The sequence below is a fragment of the Candidatus Nomurabacteria bacterium genome, assembly GCA_020631905.1.
Taxonomy (GTDB): Bacteria; Patescibacteriota; Saccharimonadia; order Saccharimonadales; family VXPC01; genus JACKGQ01.
Genome location: JACKGQ010000001.1, coordinates 689,197 through 709,952, shown reverse-complemented (window position 1 = coordinate 709,952; position 20,756 = coordinate 689,197). Strand labels below are relative to the sequence as shown.

Here is a 20,756-nt window from a genome sequence, read left to right as displayed (position 1 = left end):
TTTAACGTATAATATGGATTAAATTTGGAGGGTAGTTACACAGTGGCAGGTAAACTGTCTAGTTCTGATTTTGTGCATCTGCACAACCATACGCATCATAGCTTGCTTGATGGATTGCAAAAGATTCCCGAGATGGTTGAGCATGCCAAAAATCTTGGTATGGATGCGATCGCCAAGACCGATCACGGCACCTTAAGTGGGACAATAGAATTTTATAAAGCCGCCAAAGATGTCGGCATAAAACCGATTATTGGCATGGAAACATATGTCGCATCCCGGAAGCATACCGACCGCGACCCGCAGTTAGACAAAGGCCGGTATCACCTTATCTTATTAGCCCAAGATAATGTTGGTTATGAAAACTTAATGCGTTTGTCGACGATTGCGAATCTTCAAGGTACTTACTATAAACCTCGGATTGACCACGATTTACTAGAACAGTATGGCCAAGGATTAGTAGTTCTTTCTGGTTGCATGGGTGGTGAGGTAAGTGAATTTATATTGGCAGATCAAGTTGATAAGGCTGAAGAAGTTGCTAGTTGGTATAAACAAACTTTCCCGGGTAGATATTACATCGAGCTTCAAGACCACAGCCATACCCAACCCAAGCAGGCAGAACTTAATAAAAAATTAATCCAATTAGCTGATAAGCTAGATATTCCTGTAGTTGTTTCCGCTGACGCTCATTATTTAAAAGAAGAAGATGCCGAAGTTCACGAAATTCTCTTGTGTGTTCAAACCAGCTCGTTTTTAAGTGATACCGACAGGATGAGTCTTTCGGGTTGGCACTTGTTTGTGTCCGACCCAAAAGACGTGATCGAACGCTGGCAGCACCGACCAGATGCAATTAGTAATACTCGTAAGATTGCCGACTCTTGTAATGTTGATATCGAACTTGGAAAAATTTTGATTCCTAAGTTTCCTACACCAGGTAAAGACGATGAAAAAAGCTATCTACAACGACTTGTTTACCAGGGCTTGTGTGTTAATTATGCCAACCTTACCAAACAAGAAGCCTCCAAGCTGGATGTTGAGTCGGCAAAAAAACTTTTAGAGAAACAGGTGCTTGAACGCGCCGAGTACGAGCTGGCCGTGATTGATAGCATGGGTTTTAACGGCTACTTTTTGATAGTTTGGGACTTTATAAAATGGGGCAAGGAACAGGGAATAGTTTTCGGGCCAGGGCGAGGCTCGGCGGCTGGGTCGATTGTTGCTTACGCCCTAAAGATAACTACAGTTGAACCGCTCAGATATGACTTACTGTTTGAGCGATTTTTAAATCCAGACCGAATTAGCATGCCAGATATCGACATCGATATACAAGATTCTCGCCGTGACGAAGTGATCAAATATGTCACCGAAAAGTATGGTGCCGACAGAGTAGCCAATATTGTGACATTTGGCCGGATGGCCGCCCGAAACGCTGTGCGTGATGTGGCGCGAGTACTCCAAGTACCTTACGCAGATGCCGATCGTATGGCCAAGTTGATTCCGCCACCAGTCCAAGGTCGTCATATACCATTAAAAAAGAGTCTAGAAGATAATTCTGATCTAAAAACAGAATATGGTAGTAGCCCTCAATCTAAACGAGTGTTTGATTTGGCTGTGCGCCTAGAGGGTACAATTAGGAGTCATGGTGTCCATGCTGCCGGAGTAGTGATTGCACCCGATGAACTAGTTAAGTTTGCACCTTTAGAAATGGCACAGAAGGGTGTAGTTGCAACTCAGTATCCGATGGGTCCAGTCGAAGAACTAGGTCTGCTGAAAATGGACTTCTTAGGCCTATCTAACTTAACGATAATTCGCAATGCACAGAGGATTATTCGCAAAGTCTATGGCCAGGAGATTGACATCGACACAATTCCGCTAGACGACCAAGCCACTTTTGAGCTATTGCAGAACGCCGATACAACAGGCGTATTTCAATTGGAATCTAGTGGCATGAAACAGTACCTTAAACGACTCAAGCCAACTACTTTCGAAGATATTGCTGCAATGACGGCCTTGTATCGCCCGGGTCCACTTGGAGCTGGACTAACCGACGCCTTTATAAATCGTAAGAATGGCAAGGAAGAGGTTAAGGTACCGCATCCGGCATTCGAGGCGGCCTTGTCAAGTACTTATGGCACTCTAGTCTACCAAGAACAGGTGATGCAGATTAGTCGTGAAGTATGTGGATTTACTGGTGGTGAATCGGATACATTACGTAAGGCTATTGGTAAAAAAATCCGCGAAGTTATGCAAAAAATGGAAAAGCGGTTTGTGGAAGGCGGTATTGAACATTCGGGTGTTCCCAAAGAAGTAATGCAGAAGTTTTGGGATGACCTGATGGGGTTTGCTGACTATGCTTTCAATAAGTCGCACTCGGTTTGTTATGGACTAATTGCCTACCAGACTGCCTATCTTAAGGCTCACTACCCTGACGCCTTTATGGCTGCGCTAATGACCAGTGATGCTGATAACTTAGATCGTTTAGGTATCGAAATAGCAGAGTGTTCACAGCATGGTATAAAAGTATTGCCGCCAGACATAAATAGTTCGTATCATGAATTTGCAATTATTGGCGGCCAGAACGAAATTCGTTTCGGCATGGATGCAGTCAAGAACGTCGGCCATGGTGCTGTTGCAGAGATAATTCGAGCTCGTGATGAAGCTGGGCCATTCGCAGATGTTAATGATTTCGTCGCTAGGGTTAACAGTAGTATTGTAAACCGTAAATCTTGGGAAAGCCTAATTAAGGCTGGGGCGTTTGATGCCCTGGGCTCACGGACAGATTTGCTGGCTAGTCTGGATGATATTATTCATGTTGCGCACCGACTACAGAAAGAAGCCGCAAGCGGGCAGACAGATCTCTTTGGCGCGCTAGACGCTAACGATAAAGCCGCAGTAGCTTCGCAGATAAGCGTCACTTTGAGTCAGGGGCCTGAGATTAGCAAGTCCGAAGTACTGGCTTGGGAGCGTGAACTCCTGGGTCTCTACCTTAGCGAACACCCTCTAGAAGACTATCGGGCATATCTCGAAGAAAATACAATACCTAGCCAAGAAATCAGACCTCAAGATGATGGTCGTGGGGCAGTAATTGGCGGAGTTATTCAAGATGTACGAACAATAACTACAAAGAATGGCCAAATGATGGCTTTTGTCAAAATTGAAGACTTTTCTGGCGATATTGAAGTAATCGTCTTTCCAAACACCTATAAGGAGACTTCAGATAATTGGCAAGTAGATAAAATAGTCGAAGTTAAGGGCAAAGTATCTGGCACCGACCAAATTGGTAACCTACAAGAAACAGCAAAAATTATGGCTTCGAGTATCAAGGAAATTTCGCATGATAAGGCGCTTGAGTACCGTCCGAAGGGTAAGAAACTGAGCCTTACCAAAAAAACAAACTCAAAAAAGACAACAACATCCAAATCAACTCCGCAAACTCGAGATGATAGCACTCGACGTCTATTCATTCGGTTGGATAGTACCAATAATGCCGATCAACTGACTGCAATAAAACTTCTGATAGATAAATACCCAGGTAAGACTGAGGTAGTTCTAGTGATCGGTAAAGATACACAGAAGCAAATATTACGTTTGCCGCAAATGATTGAACCTGCCGAACCGTTGCTCGAAGCTCTTGGCGAAAGCGTTGGCAAGACGAATGTCAGGTTTGGCTAGTTAAGACTGATGTGTTATTCACACAAGCTTGTTGTTACGAATGCATACTTATAGTATGATTTGGCTATAATTTCGGAGGGAAAACAGTGAGCTATGCAATCAGTAAAAAGCTCAATGTGGGGATATTGTTAACTTTAGTTTTATGTGCATTGTTTGGTGGTAGGGTTTCCGCCCAGGATGCTGCAGCAGGTGCCGATCAGCCTCAGGCTAGATTTAGCTATAGCGTAAAGGCAGGCGATAACCTAACCAAGCTAGTCAGAAGAAGCATCGAACTTTATGCGGGAAATGCCGATATTAGCCTGAGCCAGGGTCAAGCAATCGCTGCCGAAACTGAAGTTGTTCAGGCCATGGGGGCTTATGAATTAAATATTGGTCAAACTGTCGATATCGACGAACAGGCAGTCATGACAGCTGTCGAATCTGCCAAACTATTGAGTACGGCAGCCGAACAACGCTGGAACGCGTATGGGCCGATTAAGCGTAATCTCGTCGATATATCGCCAGTAAGCGCGCCATCATATGTTCAGACCGAGACAAGCAATCCAAATACGGAAAATCCTGCTGATACAAGTTCTGATAACAATACTAGTAGTGATCAAGCAAGCACTCAGGAATCTGCCGATGATGTGGCAGGTACCGACCAGTCAGCAGCTTGGTATTGGTGGTTTGTCGGTGGCGGGGCAATCGGAGCAATGTGGTATGTCTTGGGTGGAAGCGAGGCAGTTAAAGCTCGCAAAACCAAAACTTCGCGCAAGAAATAGTAGTTCTGAATCTTTAAACATGCTGGTTATGGTTTGATATAATGCTTGAAGATATGAATTTGCCGAAAAAGCGTATCGGACACCACTTGATAGCCGCAGGCGTATATGTCTGGCTTGTTCTGGCAGTCGTGGTAAATTTTGTCCCAGGCAAAGCTTTTGCGGTATCGAGCGGAGAACTTTTTAGCTTATCTAATCAGGAAAGATTGAATAACGGTCTAGTAGCTTATAGAAGCAATAGTAAATTATCGAGCTCTGCTCAAGCCAAGGCAAACCATATGTTAGCTAATGGTTATTTTGCGCACACAGCCCCTGATGGCACGACACCTTGGTCGTTCATTGTGAATGCCGGCTATAGCTACGCCGGAGCAGGCGAAAACTTGGCGGCTGGCAACCAAGGTGCAGATGCAATTGTCCAAGGCTGGATGAACAGTAGCGGGCATCGTGCTAATTTGCTAAGCAAGACTTATACAGAAGTTGGCTATGGAGTTGTCTATGTGGGCGAGTGGAATTACCAAGGTGTAACTTATTCAAATACTTACTTTGTGGTTGCTCACTACGCTGCCCCAACCGCTAGCACGGCGCAAGCCAGTAACCCCGAGCCAAACGATTCAGCGCAGCAGTCTGCGACCGAACCTACGAGCACATCTTCGAGCCCGTCAAGTGCTAACAATACAACTCCAGAGACAGATACAGGTGTAGAGGCTGAGGTTTCAGATACACCTAAGACTGAAACTGAGCAAGCTGCGTTATCATCGACTGAACCCGACCTATCTGAACAAGCTAGCGGTTTTCCGCTGGCCAGTGTAGCCGAGGTTGATAAGCCACTCGTGGAACCTTGGTTAGCGGTATTATTGGCAACAGTTGCTGCTGGTGTTGTGGCTGCAGGTGTGCTATTAGAGGTTCGGTATATCCGGCATCATGCCCATCTAGATATGCACTTACCGCACATCCACATCTAATGTAGCAAACTGTAAATGGCGATCGCTCCAGCCACCTCGACGTTTAAAGATTCTTTATGGCCAAGCATCGGTATCTCTAAAACACCATCACTTGCCTCAATTAGTAATTTGGACACTCCGTCGACTTCGTTCCCAACTACAAGATAGGCATCTTCTGAGAGGCAAAACCCGTCTAAAAGAACGCTTTTCTTATTTTGCTCCAGCGTTAGCAGAAGCTTGCTCTGGTCTCTCGATTCTAAAAAATCTTTACTGTATCGATAGTAATCACCGCTGACTGAGTTTTCTGCACCAAGAGCAGTTTTGGCGATTTGATTTGTTTGCTGTTTGGCCTTAAATGGTAGCCGCTGATCATCTTGCACAATTGGGTGAGGGGTTGTTCCGATGTAGACTACCTGGTTCACTCCCAAACCTTCGCAAGTTCGTAGTAAAGCACCTACATTGTAGATACTACGCAAGTTTTCCATAACTAATATAATTTTAGGCTTACTCATCTTTCGAGCACATAGTATAATAGTCCGAGATAAATGTGGGAAATCTAAAATAATGTCACAAGATGCGAGATCAATTGAAGAAGCGAACACCCTTAGAAGAGCCAATATTCTCGGGTTACGCTATTTAGATGTACGTAGCCTACAGTCAAAGCCCTTGTATCAAGACTTGCTAACGAACGAAGAGATGTACAGGACTAGAACGGTTCCAATTGTTTCTTCTAAAGATGGGATTACATTTGCAATAACCACCAATACTCCACCGAGAGTTCGCGACGAAGTTAGGAACAGATTTAACGAACATCGAGTCGATTTTGTACTTATCTCCGATAGTGCTTATAGCGAATATATGAAACTTTATGACCCTCCAGAAGAAGTGGTCTATCAGGATATAAAGCTCGAAAAAGCCGTTGGGGCAGTCGGGATTGAGCAGATTAGCCAGACACTTTTAAAGGTTAAGGCAGACGACATGCTTGCCTATATTGTTCAACAAGCCTTTCGGTTACGGGCTAGCGATATTCATTTAGAAGTTGAAGAAAAGTTTATGCGGATTCGAATCCGTGTTCATGGAGTTTTACATCCAATTGCAGAACTGCCTCTCGAAAGACATCGAATGTTGATTAGTGCAATAGCGAGTGCGGCTAATTTGTCGACTAGTTCACCAGATCCACAGACAGGGCACATTGGTAAGACATATCACATGGAAGATGGATCGGAAGTAAAAGTTAACCTGCGGATTGAAACAGTGCAAGGCATATATGGAATGAATGTAGTTATGCGTTTATTTAACTTCAATCCTGATATGCTGCATCTCGAAAAACTAGGCCTAGACGAATACGAAGAAAGTGTCCTGCGCGATATTATTAATAAACCATCAGGTTTAGTTATGATTGTCGGACCAACCGGCTCCGGCAAGAGTACGACACTCTATAGCATACTTAATGAATTAATTAATCCCGAACGAAAACTGATTACACTTGAAGATCCCGTAGAATACCAAATACCAGGTATAACCCAGATTCCGATCAACACTCAAGGTGGCGCATCGTTCAACGAGGGCTTACGGGCAGTACTGCGTCTTGATCCAGATGTGATTATGGTTGGAGAAATTCGTGATGATGACACAGCCAAAACAGCTCTACAAGCTGCGTTAACCGGACACTTGGTGTTGAGCACCTATCACGCTAGTTCGGCTGCTACAGCGATGACGAGAATCATGGACGCGACCAATGAAAATCCGTTATTTTTGAGCTCGATCAGACTCATCCAGGCACAACGACTTGTTCGGCGACTCGATGACAGTACGAAGCAAGCATATCAACCCGAGCCGGCGGTGGTTGAACAGATTAGAAATGTGCTTGAAAGTTTGCCAGACAATGTTCAGAAACCAGATATCAACAATCTTACGCTATACCATCCTGGTGCCTCGGATGAAAATCCATTTGGCTACTCTGGTCAGATTGCAATTCGTGAGATGTTAGTCATGAATGACAGCTTACAGGCTATGCTTGCATCACACACCGATATCACCTCACAATCTATTGAAACTGAGGCTATCAGACACGGTGGCATGTTGACCATGCTGCAAGATGGGGTCTTAAAGGCCATTGCTGGAGAGACCACAATCGAAGAGATCTATCGGGTAGTCGGCTAGTTGCCAGCACGATTCGTACCAGAGAATATAAAGTGTTGATTTATAAGAGGTAGTCTGGTAAAATCAACCGGTTATGAGTGAACTTGTTAAGCAAATTGGTGCCAAGCATGCAAAAAAATCAGTAGTGCTAGTACGTAGCGGTGATGTTGTGCGTGTCCATCAGAAAATTAAAGAAGGCAACAAAGAACGTGTTCAGGTTTTTGAAGGCCTAGTAATTAGAGTCGATCGAAAAAACTCACCTACCTATCGCATTACAGTTCGTAAAATTGCTAGTGGCGTTGGAGTCGAAAAAGGTTTTATGATGCATAGCCCAAGCATCGTCAAAGTTGAAGTAGTCAAGCGAAGCAAAGTTCGCCGCAATTACCTAACTTATATCCGTGAACTTACTGGTAAATCGGCCCGTTTGTCTAGTGTCGACTTTGATCAAATAGCAGTTAACACCGTAGAAGAAGATGTGGTCGTAGCTGAAGAGCAAGCCGAAGATTCTGCTAGCGATGATGTAGATACTACTGATACTGCCGATAGTCAAGCCGCCTAGAAATACTGCAGGACACTAAAAAGGACCTATCAATATAGGTCTTTTTTGTACGATATAATACATTCATATGAAATATGTAATTGGTGTAGATGAAGCTGGTCGCGGAGCCTGGGCAGGTCCATTTACGGCGGCGGCGATATGTTTTGTTGGTAGCATACCGGCTGGGCTTAACGACTCTAAAAAACTGACTTCTGATCAACGTCAAGCAGCCTATAAAACGATAATCGAACGCCAAGATCATAAAGCAGTAGTTTTTGTAGAATCTTGTGACATCGACAAATATGGCTTAACTTGGGCACAAACATACTCAATGGGATTAGCTGTTAAACAAGTTTTAGAATCACTTAACCCTGGCTCGGCGGATGAAGTAGAGTTAATAATCGATGGTAACGTAAACTATCTTGGCCAGAGTGACGCATGGGAGACTAGAGTTATTGCCAAGGCTGATTCCATTTTTGCAGAAGTAATGGCGGCAAGCATACTAGCAAAAGTTGAACGGGATATGCGTATGCGTCAGCTTGCAAACGCATATAAAAACTATGGTTTCGAAAAACACGTCGGATACGGGACAAAAGCTCATCGAGATGCTTTAAGTAGATATGGCATCAGTGATATTCATCGTAAATCGTTCTCACCAATTAAGAAGTTGTTATGAACACTAGCGATAAAGGTAGATCAGCCGAGAATTTAGTGGCCGAATATTTGATTGAGTCTGGCTACCAAATATTAAAGCAAAACTGGCGAACTAAGGCTTGCGAGATAGACATAATCGCAAAAAAGAAAAAATCGATATATTTTGTCGAAGTAAAATATCGTAAAAACAGTATAGGCGGCGGCGGACTCGAGGCAATAACACCTGCAAAACTTAAGCAGATGCAGCGATCTGTCGAAATTTGGCTAAGTGTTAATAAGTGGCCTGGTAAGATCGAGTTATTGGCGGCTGAAGTTAACTCTTCGGGTTATATAAATTTGGTGGAGTGTTAAACTACCAGATTTTTGAACGAGTCTTTGGGGCTCGATAAAGTCGATCATTTGGGCTAATTTCGAAGACGTTATAAAAAGCGTCCATATGAGGTACGATGCCGTTAACTCGAAATCTAGGATCTGGATGTGGATCAGACTTGGCGGCTTGTAGCGCCGATTCTGCCGATTCGTTTTGTCTTTCGACGGTGGCGAGGGCGTAGAAAAAAACATGCTCTGCGTCTAATCCATTTGAATCAGTATGACTGATTGCCCCAGCACTTAACTCATTCTGCAACACTTGCCACGCAAGCTCTGCTCCACCAAGATCAGCAATTGCTTCGCCAATAACTAAATCTCCAATCATAAAGACACCATCGATAACTTCAAAATTGTTGGCTGATTCTCGGATATATTTTGAGCGTAGATGAAAACTCTGCTTTTCGGATTTTGTCATCCATGGTTTTAACTCACCGTTAGCATCGAACAAAGAACCTTGATCATCGAATCCATGTGTGAACTCGTGACCAATAACGTAGCCTATTCCTGCCAAGTTTGCGGCGTAGTGAGAGTTCGGATCAAAAAATGGATATTGTAAAATTGCTGCCGGGAAAACTATTTCTAGACGATTTGGATCGTGATATGCGTTAACAGTTTGTGGGGTCATGTGCCACTCTTCGATCGGAGGCCGCTTACCAACTTTATCTAAGCTATATTTAGTATCGTGTTCTGCGGCTGCGAGTAAGTTGCCTATAAAGTTATATCGATCTATTTTTAGATGACTGTAATCTCGCCATTTGTCTGGGTAACCGACTCTGACCTTAATGTTATTAAGTTTACTGATTGCAATTTTCTGCGATTTAGGTGACATCCAATCTAAATTTGAAATTCTTTTGGAATACACATCTCTAATTTTTTCGACCATCTCGAGTATGGTGTGCTTGCTAGTTTCCGGAAAAACACTTGCTACATACATCTCGCCGAGCAGTTCACCTACAGCAGAGTCTGCAGCTATCAACAGACGCTTCCAAAGGGGCTTCTGCTTTACTTGGCCAGACACAACCTTGCCAAAGAATTCAAAGAATAGGTTGGAGTATTCGGTATTTATTTTACCTGCGTAAGACATTAGCACGGACCAAATTAAGTAAGCTTGGATCTCGCCCCAATCTGAAGTGATTACGAATTGGATAGTTTTTTCGAAAAAATCTGGCTGGTCGAGGACTAAATGATCCGTTCGAGGTAAGCCAATTGCCTGAAAATAATCTATCCAATTAAATGAAGGTATTGTTTGAGCTAACTGATTCAGATTGAACGGGTTATACATTCTAACTGAGTCTCGACAAGCTGCTGGTGTCCAGCTGTACTCAGCCAGTCTCTGTTCAATTTCGAAAATTGGTTCAAAGTTTAATGGTGTAAAATCTCGTTTTTCTAATAGTTTGTGTGCGAATATGGAGTATTGGTTGCGAACTTTGGCCATGTGTGTAGAATCTTCTAGATAATAATCTCTACTTGGCAAGGTTAAGCCACCTTGGTCCAATCTGAGAACCTGTACGCGAGAATTTTTGTCATCTAAATCTACGAATAGATTCCAAAAAGGGTTAATACCGTAACGATGGAGAGTCCCAAGGATTTGACCAAGTTGATTCGGGTTTTCTGCTTTTTGGATAATATTAATTAATTCGTTAATCTTCTCTACAGACTTTTGGTGGTATTTATCGCGAGTTTCCCCAGAGATGTAAAAATCTATGATTTTCTGTTGTTTAGAATTTTTTGGACCTTCATTTTTGAGCTCCTCAATGATTTTTTTGAGGTCTTTGAATGATTTTTCGCGGAGTTCGCTAAAAGTTCCCCAACGTGATTCACTTGGTGGCAGTGGATTTTTATGAAGCCAATTGTTATTTACATGGTGATATAAGTCGTCACCTGGCAGGATTTTATTGTCTAATTGGTAGATTAAATTCATATAGGATTTACAAAGGATAGCATATTTGCTAAAATACGCTCATCAGAACCGGACCGATTGGCCCGGGTTTTTTAATCAAAGATGAGGTGAAAATGAACTTAGATGTTAAACAAATGGTACTTGCACTGCACACGCTTGCCGAAGAAAAAAATCTACCCGAAGAGGTAGTTCAAGATGCTGTAGAACAAGCATTAGCCGCAGCATGGCGACGCGACTACGGAGTTCGCGATCAGAATGTGCGTGCTAGCATAAACTTAAATACTGGAGAGGTTGACGTTTATGAAATTACAGAAGTAGTCGACGAAGTTGAAGATGAAGTCAATCAAATAACTCTTGCCGAGGCCAAGGAACGAAAAAAAGACGCCAAAGTTGGTGATATTTTAGAAACACACCACAAAGCCGAAACTTTTGGTCGAGTCGCGGCTCAGACTGCAAAACAAGTCATCCTTCAACGTCTACGTGAAGCAGAGCGCGAGATTGTAATGGCAGAGTTCGAGAACAAGATCGGCCAAATTGTTAACGCTGTCGTGACTCGGGTCGAGCCGAAAGTTATTCGATTAGAACTTGGTAGGGCTCAGGGCATAATGCCTCAGAGTGAACAGATTCAAGGTGAGCGGTATTATCCGGGACAACGCCTCAAGGCATATCTAAAAGACGTTGAGAAAGGCTTTAAGGGCCCACAACTAGTCTTAAGCCGTGGATCAATTGAATTTATTAAGCTGTTGTTTGCGGCCGAAGTTCCAGAAATGGAAAATGGATCTGTTGAAATAAAGAATGTTGCTCGTGAAGCAGGCGTTCGCACCAAGCTGGCAGTCGCTAGTAATGTGCCAAATATTGATCCAGTAGGAACTTTTGTAGGCGGTCATGGAACTCGGGTACAGTCAGTTAACTCTGAAATTGGCGATCAGGAAAAGATCGATATTATTGTCTGGTCGGGTGAAATCAAGGAATATATTACAAACGCACTAAGTCCGACAGAAGTTCTGAGTGTGACCTTAAACGATAGCGATAAACGAGCCAGGGTAGTGGTGGCTCATGAGCAGCTGAGTGTAGCGATTGGTCGTGCTGGTCAAAACGTTAGGTTAGCTGGTAAGTTGACCGGCTATGAAATAGACATCATTGATGAGAATGAAGTACCTAAAGCTCAAGCACCTAAGCTCAAGCGCAAAGAAGAACTTGAGGAAAGTTTGATCGAAGCCTTGGAGTCTAATTCCAAAGCAGATGAGTAGCCGAACCGGAACGGGTTGGTACGACTATGTAGATGGACAACCCGAACATCCTGGTCAACAGCTTGAACTAATTATTCCCGGCCACGGTCTAGTTGTGTATGATGAATATTACGTACATAAACTTGGTCAAGCTATGAACTTGGTTCGGGCTGATCAGACACTCTGGATCGTAGATGATAGTCAGCGTAAAACAAAAAAATTCAATCAGAAACCATTAGATTCTAAACCCACAATTCTAACAAACTTCTGGGGTAGGTTCTGGGATCTAAGGTTTCAGTTAGAGTCAGCTAGTAATCCTAGTTTTATAGGGATGACTTTATTTAATGGTTTAACTCCTAATAGGGATACCGAGAGAGTTAGCCCGAAACAAATTTACCAAGGAGCGGTAAGATTTGAACTACTTCGAGCCATGTATCTGGGATATTATCGGAGGTTTGGTGTGGCGGCAATGCCAGAACTTCGTGAGCAATTAAGACAAGATAAACGGTCTGCACTACTAACTGGAGTCGGCTCAATAGCACTAATGTCTTTGTACCCTAACATGGGCATACTCGGTTTAGGAGTTACTGGTGCAATTTATGGTTACGCACGGTGGACATTTCCTGGTGCTGAGGCTGTCGATTACGCATTAGACCATCTTGGTGATAACTCTGAGTTAGCCAAACTAGCTGCATTGGCTATCAATTTTAGGTACCAAACAACAAATTAATACTAACGAAAAAATAAAACTACTTAGCACTCATTGACTATGAGTGCTAAATTAAGCTATACTTGAACTACCAATAGATAAGGGTACGAAATATACATGCAGTTTAATCCAGATTTCGAAGAGTTTTTGAATAACTTCACCGATAACGCGCTTAAGAGCTTGAGATTTGCTGACGCAATTGCTACTGAGCTTGGTTCTGCTTATGTAGGTACAGAACATATCTTACTGGGTGTGTTAAGGCAAGGAGGGTCGGTCGGAGCCAAGTTACTATCCGATGTCGGGGTAACTTATGATCGTGCCAGATTGGCGCTTAACTTAACGCCTAGGACACTAGTTATTAATCTTGGCAGTAAGGGTTTGAGTGAAACAGCCAAGCTGACCTTAAAGATGAGTTGGGATATAGCTCAAGAGTTTAACCAAGATATGTGTGGCACAGAACATATCTTGTATAGTCTTATTAGTCAAAAAAACGCACGGGCGTCCTTATTACTAAAAGACATGAATGTCGACTTAAATCGTCTGAATAGTGTAGTAGAAAGTTTATTAGGCAAACAAGGTGTTGAAACAATCGAAAGGGCTGGAATCCAAAGTTCAAAAAGTAAAAAAGGAAAAACTGCTTTAGATATCTTTGGCACAGACTTAACTGCAAAAGCTAGAGCCAACGAGCTAGATCCGGTAGTGGGACGAGAATCACAAATACGTCGAGCAATTACAATCTTAAATCGACGCAACAAAAATAATCCAGTTTTGATCGGTGAGCCAGGTGTTGGTAAGACGGCAATCGTTGAAGGTCTAGCCCAAAAAATAATTACAGAAGATGTACCTGATAGTTTATTGGACAAGAGAATAGTCTTACTCGATCTTCCTGGGATGATCGCTGGTACAAAATATCGTGGTGAATTCGAAGAAAGATTAAAAAAAGTCATAGAAGAGTTGACTAGTGATGACCGTACAATTGCATTCATTGACGAACTGCATTTGCTTGTCGGAGCTGGTGCAGCTGAAGGTGCCATCGATGCAGGCAATATTCTTAAACCAGCTTTAGCCCGAGGCAAAATTCAGGTAATTGGTGCGACCACTACTGATGAGTACACAAAACATATTGAAAAAGATGCTGCACTTGAAAGACGTTTTCAGCCAATTATGGTGCCCGAAACCAACAAGCAAGAAACTTTGGCGATACTCCGTGGCCTGAAGCACAAGTATGAAGATTATCATGGTATAAGCGTGAGTGATGAGGTTTTACAAGATGCAGTTACATTAAGTGATCGGTATATAAATGACCGATACATGCCCGATAAGGCGATCGACTTGCTAGATGAGTCGGCAGCGCATCTTCGCGTTGATCGCGGTAAATCTGATCCGAAACAGCGCAAGCTACTAAAAGATCTGCATCTAATGACGATGCGCATGGACGAAGCAGCCGCTTCAGAAGATTACGAAAAGGCCGCTCGCTACAAACAGAAGATAAAAGACCTCCAAGAGGCATTACAGGTCGCTCGGCGGCAACAACCATCAAGTAAACGACTTCAGCTTAGTTCTGATGATCTGGCTGCGGTTATTTCTTTATGGACACAAGTTCCGGTTTCACAAGTAGTCAAGTCCGAAGCTAAAAGTTTGTTAAGCCTCGAGAAAAGATTAGAAAAACATGTGATAGGCCAGACTGAAGCACTCGAAGCAGTCGCCAAAGCTATTCGTCGTAGCCGAAGTGGTATCGCTTCGTCGGGTAGACCAATCGGTAGCTTTATGTTCTTGGGGCCAACCGGAGTTGGCAAAACTGAGCTTGCAAGGGCGTTGGCTAAAGAATTTTATGGTCGAGAGGAGTCCTTGATAAAAATTGATATGAGTGAGTTTGGCGAGCGGCATACGGTCGCTAGACTTGTCGGAGCGCCGGCAGGGTATGTTGGTTATGAAGAGTCTGGTCAATTGACAGAAAAAATTAGGCGACAGCCGTATAGTTTGGTTCTGTTCGACGAAATCGAAAAGGCACATCCAGATGTCTTTAATGTGCTATTACAAATCTTGGAAGACGGACGCTTAACTGATGCTAAGGGTCGGGTTGTAGATTTTAGTAATACAGTAATCATATTAACCAGCAATATTGGAGCGGAAAAATTACAAAAAGAAGTATCATTAGGTTTCTCGGCTGATTCAAAAAGCGAACTAGATGAGTCTCAGAAACTCCACGAACTAAACCAGACGAAAGTTAAAGATGAACTAAAACGTTTTATGAGACCTGAGTTATTAAACAGGTTTGATAAAACCATTGTATTCAGGGCACTCACAAAGAAAGACGTATCTAGGATAGTTAATGTTCAACTAGACAACCTAAATCAGAGACTACTAGCAAGAAGGCTAGCCATTAAACCAACTACCAGTCTTAAGCATTGGCTAGTAGACAAAGGGTTTGATATCAAAAATGGTGTGCGACCACTGCGACGTTTAATCCAAGAAGAACTCGAAGACTTAATAGCAGAAGGTCTACTGGCAGGTAATATCGAAGAGAATTCTGTATTAAAAGCTACCCTTAAGCTAGGTAAACCGACTCTCGAGAAGCTCTCAGAATAGAGTATAATATATTTGTTAATGAAGAGGTTGGCATTCGTATTTAGTTTAATTACGACATTGACTTTGTCGTTTATTATTTACGTTTTTAGATATCAGATAGGTGATTGGTATAGATTGCGCGGATACCAGCCTGGATCAGAGATTGTTGATTTAGCAGATAAAGCTAGCTTGAACGATTATGGCCGTAAGCTTTTTTATGTAAATCATCCTGAACTCTTAACGGCCGATGAATTTAACCTGCATTGCCCCGAAAAAGAAAAGTCGGTGGTTCTAGGTTGCTATAATGGGACAAATATCTATCTATATAATGTCGATGCGACAGAACTTTCAGATGTAAAGCAAATAACTGCAGCTCATGAAATGCTCCATGCTGCCTATGCTCGGCTCAGTGGTGATGAAAAGCAATCAGTAAACGATTGGCTAAAAGTCGCCGAAGCAAATATTGTAAACTCTAGAATCACACAAATTATCAAGAGCTATGGTGATCTTTCGGATGAGGCGCGTTTTAATGAGCTACACTCAATTATTGGGACAGAAGTTGCGAACTTGCCAAGCTTTCTGGAAGATTATTATTCTAAATACTTTGTCGATCGGTCGGAGGTTGTCGCAGCTAGTCAAAGATATGAGGGTGTGTTTCTTAAACTAGAGAAACAAATAGCTCAGTATGATGAACAACTAGTTAGTCTATCTCTGAATATTAGATCAGTAGAAGCCACGATAGAAAACCAGGTTGAGGTGCTAGATCAGAAACGCCAAAAACTTGATCTGTTTTATGCATCTGAAGAGTACGGCAAATATAACGATTCTGTTCCTGAGTATAATCGGCTTGTAGAGATATATAATCAGGCTGTCGAAAATTTAAAACAACTAATCTCGGATTATAATGACATTGTTAACGCGCGAAATCTTTTGGGTGTACAACAGAATAACTTAGCCCAGAGTTTAGATAGTCACTATAAATCACTGGAGACCAAGTAATGGCCAGGCAACCAAAAACAACATATATTTGCACAAATTGTGGTTCACAATCTAGTACTTGGAGCGGTAAGTGTTTTGATTGCGGTGAGTGGGGTACTTTAGACAAACTTGAAACGTCTGATCTTGTACTGGCTGGCAAGCAAGTGTCTGGCAAAACGCTTCAAGTTAGCAAACTCTCGGAAGCTAAAACCCAGATCGAAACTACTCGGTTAACCACAAAGTTCGAAGAGCTTGATCAAGTGCTTGGCGGTGGTATCGTCGCAGGTTCAGTGATTCTATTAGCTGGTCAACCAGGTATAGGTAAAAGTACGCTATTAATGCAGTTAGCGGCTGGAGTATCGAGGGATTCAAAGGTGTTATATGTCAGCGGCGAAGAATCGGAGCATCAGGTAGCTGCCCGGGCAGCACGTCTGAAACTAGATAAAAATCAACTCGATATAGTCAGTACGAATAGCACTGATGATATTACGGTCACAATCAAGTCTTCTGACTATAAACTAGTAGTTGTCGATTCAATCCAAACTATATCTACTAACGCAGTTACTGGTTCGCAAGGTGGGGTGTCTCAAATTGTTAGTTCGGCACAGATGCTTATCGCGGCAGCCAAACAAACTCAGACAAGTATAATTTTGGTTGGTCATGTAACAAAAGAAGGTTCGATTGCTGGCCCTAAAATACTTGAGCATATAGTTGATGTAGTCATGCAACTAGAAGGAGATAAGTTCGCCGGATTTAAGTTATTACGCGCAAATAAGAATCGCTATGGTTCCATCGATGAAGTTGCCGTATTAGAGATGTCTCCAATCGGTTTGGTGGCTGTAGATAATCCTTCGAAGGCATTGCTAGCTGAGCGTATATTAGTTGATGGATCTGTAATTTTTGCGGCAGTCGAGGGAAATCGCCCGCTGCTGGTAGAGATACAGGCACTTACAAATCCAAGTGAGTTTGGGTATCCAAAACGAACTGCCGTTGGTATTAATCAAAATCGCCTGAATTTACTAGTGGCTGTTCTAGAAAAAAGAACGAAATTATCCTTAGCAAAAACGGACATCTATGTATCCGTTGCTAGTGGCATAAATTTGACCGATCCGGCCGCCGACCTTGCCGTATGCATGGCAATCGCTAGTTCGGTAAAGGGCTTAGCGCTTAATCCTGATACGGTTGTCTATGGTGAAGTTGGTCTGGGTGGTGAGGTACGTAGTGTGACATATGCAGATAAACGTAACAAAGAGGCCAAGAAGCTTGGTTTTAGTACTATCATCGGTCCTGTTCGAGGTGAGATACTCGAATTACGTTCGGCACTAAATACTCACCTTAAATCTACCAAACCTAAGTAGCTGGGATATATATCGAGTTGTCTTGATCAACCAAAATACCGTCGTCGTATAGGTTGGCCGAACAATAGTTTCCTTCTGAGCCGATGTTTACTTTTCCAGAAGAATTAAAGCTGCTGCTGGTGCCAGCGCTGGGCAGGGTGACATTACCCGAACAGTCACCACTAAACTGAATGCTTAAATTAGAACTCTCTTTCGACCAGTTGACGGTCACTTCGTAGGTTGGTCCAGGACCACCAGTAAAACTCACCCCGTTGCCAATTGGGTCGAAAAGTACTGGCTCACTGATTGAGAAATTTATGTTCGTATCTATCGAAGCGTCATACAACGCGCTGTCGACAACCTCGGCTGTTACACGTTTATTACCATCGACTGCAACAGTATAGTAGAAGTCGACATTGCCATTACTCGTAACATTTTTTGAACCGCCTGGAATAATTTGACCATCAACTTTTAGGTTTACAGTATCGAGTGGGTGCGTACCTTTGGTGACTTTGACAGTAATTACGCAACTTCCGTCACACGAGGCCGGTGAGCTGACAAAACTAATACTTGGTCTAATGTCGTCGCAGTTATGCAGATCATCTTCATCTTTAGGAATTTCACCCCCGACTACTGGTCCGAGTGCGGCAATAATTGGTTTCATCCAGGCACTATAATTTGGGTCAGATTCTGGGAGTTCTGCGAGTAGATTGCCGCCGTTAACTACCTGGCGTGCGCGGTCAGGCGTACATTCGGTGGCACGTAAACCGGTAACTACGTCAATCTCTGCTGTCTGAGACTTATCTTGGCGTTTTGGTACGTACCATGATGGGAAGAGATCAGCCTGTCCTGAGTCTGACTGGTAGCCGCTAGTTCTGTCGATACGAACGTATTTAACACCTTCTGGTTTTTCCCAGTCGTTACGCTGTTCTTCGGGCAATTTTGAATTGAAGTCCTTCATAAAGGCTTGAATCATGGTGGTTTTGATGGCGGTTGTGTACGACTCGTTGAAACTGCGAGTCACATCATGATGGCCCATCCACGCGCCAAAGGCTACTTTTTTCGTATAACCAAAAACAGTGTTGTTCTTAAAGTTATCTGTTGTTCCAGTCTTGATCGCCATTTTGACCCCACTAATATTGAAGCCCTGGGTAAATCTGACACTTGGGTCAGACAAAATATTATTGATGATATATGCTGTTTCGGGATTTATTACATCTTCTCCAGGCCCAGGTGTCCACTCAGAAATTAGCTGATCGTTGCTGTCGTATATCTTGTCGATATACGTTAAAGGTTGGTAGTTGCCGAGTCGACCGAAGGTTGCGTATGAATTAGCCATTTCGTCGAGTCTTAGCTCCACGCCACTACCAATAGCACTCGCTAAGCCACAATATCCGCCACAATTTACGCCAGATCGAAGACCCGCTTTATACGCAATGTCGTGAGTTTTTTCGATTCCAGCAATATACATGGCTTTAATGGCGGGAATATTTAGCGACTGACCAAAAGCGTATCGCATGCTAACCGGACCACGGTGTCCACCGTCATAATTCTTTGGTGTGTAACCAGGAGCAAAGGTAGTCCGATAGTCGTAAAAAGTACTTCCGGCACCCCAATCAGTAGTGTTCTCGATTACACTGGAATAATCGAATATTTTAAATGCCGAACCTGGATCGCGCGGTGTAGTAACTGTATTTGTCTGTCCGAATTCCGGGTATCGGAAGTCACGACTACCTACATGAGCAATAACTTTGCCTGTTTCAACATCTACCGCCACGGCAGCGGCGTTGTCCATGCCTCTAGATTCGAGCATTGGTATAGCAGCATCAACACTTTTTTGGGCGAGTGCTTGCGCGTCTAAGTCGAGGGTTGTGTAGACTTTAAAGCCTAGTTTGCGTACTTCTTCGCCGTATTCGGCAATTAAGCGCTTTTCAACCTCTAAGACGAAGTGTGGAGCGATAATTCCTTCAAACTGGTCGCGGTCTGTTATTACTTTAGCTAAGGTATCGACCTCGAGTGCCTGCTCATACTCCTCTTGGGTTATCTTGTTTTGTTCACGCATTAATTTAAGTACATAATGTTGTCTTTCGACATGGACATCTGGATTGCTCCAGTAATATGTTGGTGAAGGTATAGCTGCAGTCAAGAGTGCTGCCTCATCGAGGGTTAATTCGCTAGCTGATTTGTCGAAGTATCCCCGAGATGCGGCTTCAATACCGTCATAGACCGAACCAAAGGAGGCAACGTTTAAGTAGGCGTTTAATATCTCATCTTTGGTAAATGACCGTTCAAGCTCAATTGACAGGATTAGTTCTTTAATTTTACGTGAATACACTTTTTCGGTGTTTTTTAAGATAGCATTTTTAACATATTGCTGAGTAATTGTTGATCCACCTTGGGTTCGACCACCACCTGTAAAGTTGGCCACAGCCGCTCGCAGCACCGAAGAACTTTTAAAGCCACCATGCGTGTAAAAATCTTTATCTTCAGTTGCGACAACTGCATCTACAAGATACTTACTGACATTTTTAAGACTAACAGGTGTACATTCGACATTACCTTTTGACGCCCATAGGAGAGTTTTACCGGTACTGTCGTAATATTCGGTAGTCTGACCCTGAACACATGCTTGCAAGTCTGAAAAATTAGTTGGTAAGTCTTTACGATAATATGCAAATAGGCTAAATATTAACAAGCCCATCGAAGCTATGCCGATACCGGTCAATTTAAGTGCCATAATTGCGCCTTGGCGGCTAAACCAATACTTAATCACCCGCTTAGGATGAAGACGATACAAGAATCTCTTTACTCGGCCTTTAGGTAAGGTTGCTAAATACTCGGCCTTTTTTCTAGCACGAGCATCTTTTTTAGTTTTACGACTCTTGTTTACTTTCTGAAAACGCTTTTTGACGTTTTTGAACAACTTAGAAAACCCAGTCTTAACATTTTTCAGTTTACTCATTTGTA

The 20,756-nt window shown here is 42.9% G+C and carries 15 protein-coding genes; 12 read left to right on the top strand and 3 right to left on the bottom strand.

Annotation, left to right across the window (positions count from 1 at the left end):
* The first annotated feature begins 42 nt into the window (after nt 1-42).
* From H6798_03690 to H6798_03680, 3 genes are all read left to right on the top strand, one after another.
* Nucleotides 43-3,666 carry a DNA polymerase III subunit alpha gene (locus H6798_03690; protein MCB9821611.1) on the top strand — a complete coding sequence of 1,208 codons (3,624 nt, stop codon included), beginning with the start codon at nt 43-45 and terminating at the stop codon, nt 3,664-3,666.
* 86 nt (nt 3,667-3,752) lie between these two features.
* Entirely contained in the window at nt 3,753-4,427 is a 675-nt protein-coding gene (locus H6798_03685; GenBank protein ID MCB9821610.1) for a hypothetical protein, read from the top strand.
* A gap of 53 nt (nt 4,428-4,480) precedes the next feature.
* Nucleotides 4,481-5,386, top strand: coding sequence for a hypothetical protein (locus H6798_03680; GenBank protein ID MCB9821609.1), 906 nt, complete (start codon nt 4,481-4,483; stop codon nt 5,384-5,386).
* Here H6798_03680 and H6798_03675 read toward each other — a convergent pair.
* On the bottom strand, nt 5,383-5,877 hold the full coding sequence (locus H6798_03675) for a hypothetical protein (protein MCB9821608.1): 495 nt from the start codon (nt 5,875-5,877) through the stop codon (nt 5,383-5,385). The genes H6798_03680 and H6798_03675 overlap by 4 nt on opposite strands.
* 52 nt (nt 5,878-5,929) lie before the next feature.
* Between H6798_03675 and H6798_03670 the strand changes: the two genes are divergently transcribed.
* From H6798_03670 to H6798_03655, 4 genes are all read left to right on the top strand, one after another.
* Nucleotides 5,930-7,528: a type II/IV secretion system protein gene (locus H6798_03670; GenBank protein MCB9821607.1), complete on the top strand. Its 1,599-nt coding sequence runs from the start codon at nt 5,930-5,932 to the stop codon at nt 7,526-7,528.
* A 73-nt stretch (nt 7,529-7,601) separates the two neighbouring features.
* Nucleotides 7,602-8,066: a 50S ribosomal protein L19 gene (gene rplS / locus H6798_03665; GenBank protein ID MCB9821606.1), complete on the top strand. Its 465-nt coding sequence runs from the start codon at nt 7,602-7,604 to the stop codon at nt 8,064-8,066.
* Nucleotides 8,067-8,133: 67 nt separating this feature from the next.
* Nucleotides 8,134-8,721, top strand: coding sequence for a ribonuclease HII (locus H6798_03660; GenBank protein ID MCB9821605.1), 588 nt, complete (start codon nt 8,134-8,136; stop codon nt 8,719-8,721).
* Nucleotides 8,718-9,050 carry a YraN family protein gene (locus H6798_03655; protein MCB9821604.1) on the top strand — a complete coding sequence of 111 codons (333 nt, stop codon included), beginning with the start codon at nt 8,718-8,720 and terminating at the stop codon, nt 9,048-9,050. Before H6798_03660 ends, H6798_03655 begins: the two co-directional genes overlap by 4 nt.
* A 1-nt stretch (nt 9,051) precedes the next feature.
* On the opposite strand, the gene H6798_03650 is transcribed toward H6798_03655, so the two are convergent.
* Nucleotides 9,052-10,989 carry a M13 family metallopeptidase gene (locus H6798_03650; protein MCB9821603.1) on the bottom strand — a complete coding sequence of 646 codons (1,938 nt, stop codon included), beginning with the start codon at nt 10,987-10,989 and terminating at the stop codon, nt 9,052-9,054.
* Between the two features lie 92 nt (nt 10,990-11,081).
* Here H6798_03650 and nusA point away from each other — a divergent pair, with 92 nt between their 5' ends.
* From nusA to radA, 5 genes are all read left to right on the top strand, one after another.
* Nucleotides 11,082-12,218 carry a transcription termination/antitermination protein NusA gene (gene nusA / locus H6798_03645; GenBank protein MCB9821602.1) on the top strand — a complete coding sequence of 379 codons (1,137 nt, stop codon included), beginning with the start codon at nt 11,082-11,084 and terminating at the stop codon, nt 12,216-12,218.
* On the top strand, nt 12,211-12,927 hold the full coding sequence (locus tag H6798_03640) for a hypothetical protein (protein MCB9821601.1): 717 nt from the start codon (nt 12,211-12,213) through the stop codon (nt 12,925-12,927). The genes nusA and H6798_03640 overlap by 8 nt, the downstream gene beginning before the upstream one ends.
* Nucleotides 12,928-13,023: 96 nt before the next feature.
* A complete protein-coding gene (locus H6798_03635) occupies nt 13,024-15,495 on the top strand; it encodes an ATP-dependent Clp protease ATP-binding subunit (GenBank protein ID MCB9821600.1) in 2,472 nt (823 codons plus the stop codon).
* Between the two features lie 18 nt (nt 15,496-15,513).
* Nucleotides 15,514-16,473, top strand: a complete 960-nt coding sequence (locus H6798_03630; GenBank protein MCB9821599.1) for a hypothetical protein — start codon at nt 15,514-15,516, stop codon at nt 16,471-16,473.
* Nucleotides 16,473-17,810, top strand: coding sequence for a DNA repair protein RadA (gene radA, locus H6798_03625; protein ID MCB9821598.1), 1,338 nt, complete (start codon nt 16,473-16,475; stop codon nt 17,808-17,810). The genes H6798_03630 and radA overlap by 1 nt, the downstream gene beginning before the upstream one ends.
* On the opposite strand, the gene H6798_03620 is transcribed toward radA, so the two are convergent.
* Nucleotides 17,803-20,751, bottom strand: a complete 2,949-nt coding sequence (locus H6798_03620) for a penicillin-binding protein (GenBank protein MCB9821597.1) — start codon at nt 20,749-20,751, stop codon at nt 17,803-17,805. The two genes, radA and H6798_03620, sit on opposite strands and share 8 nt — an antisense overlap.
* Between the last annotated feature and the right edge of the window lie 5 nt (nt 20,752-20,756).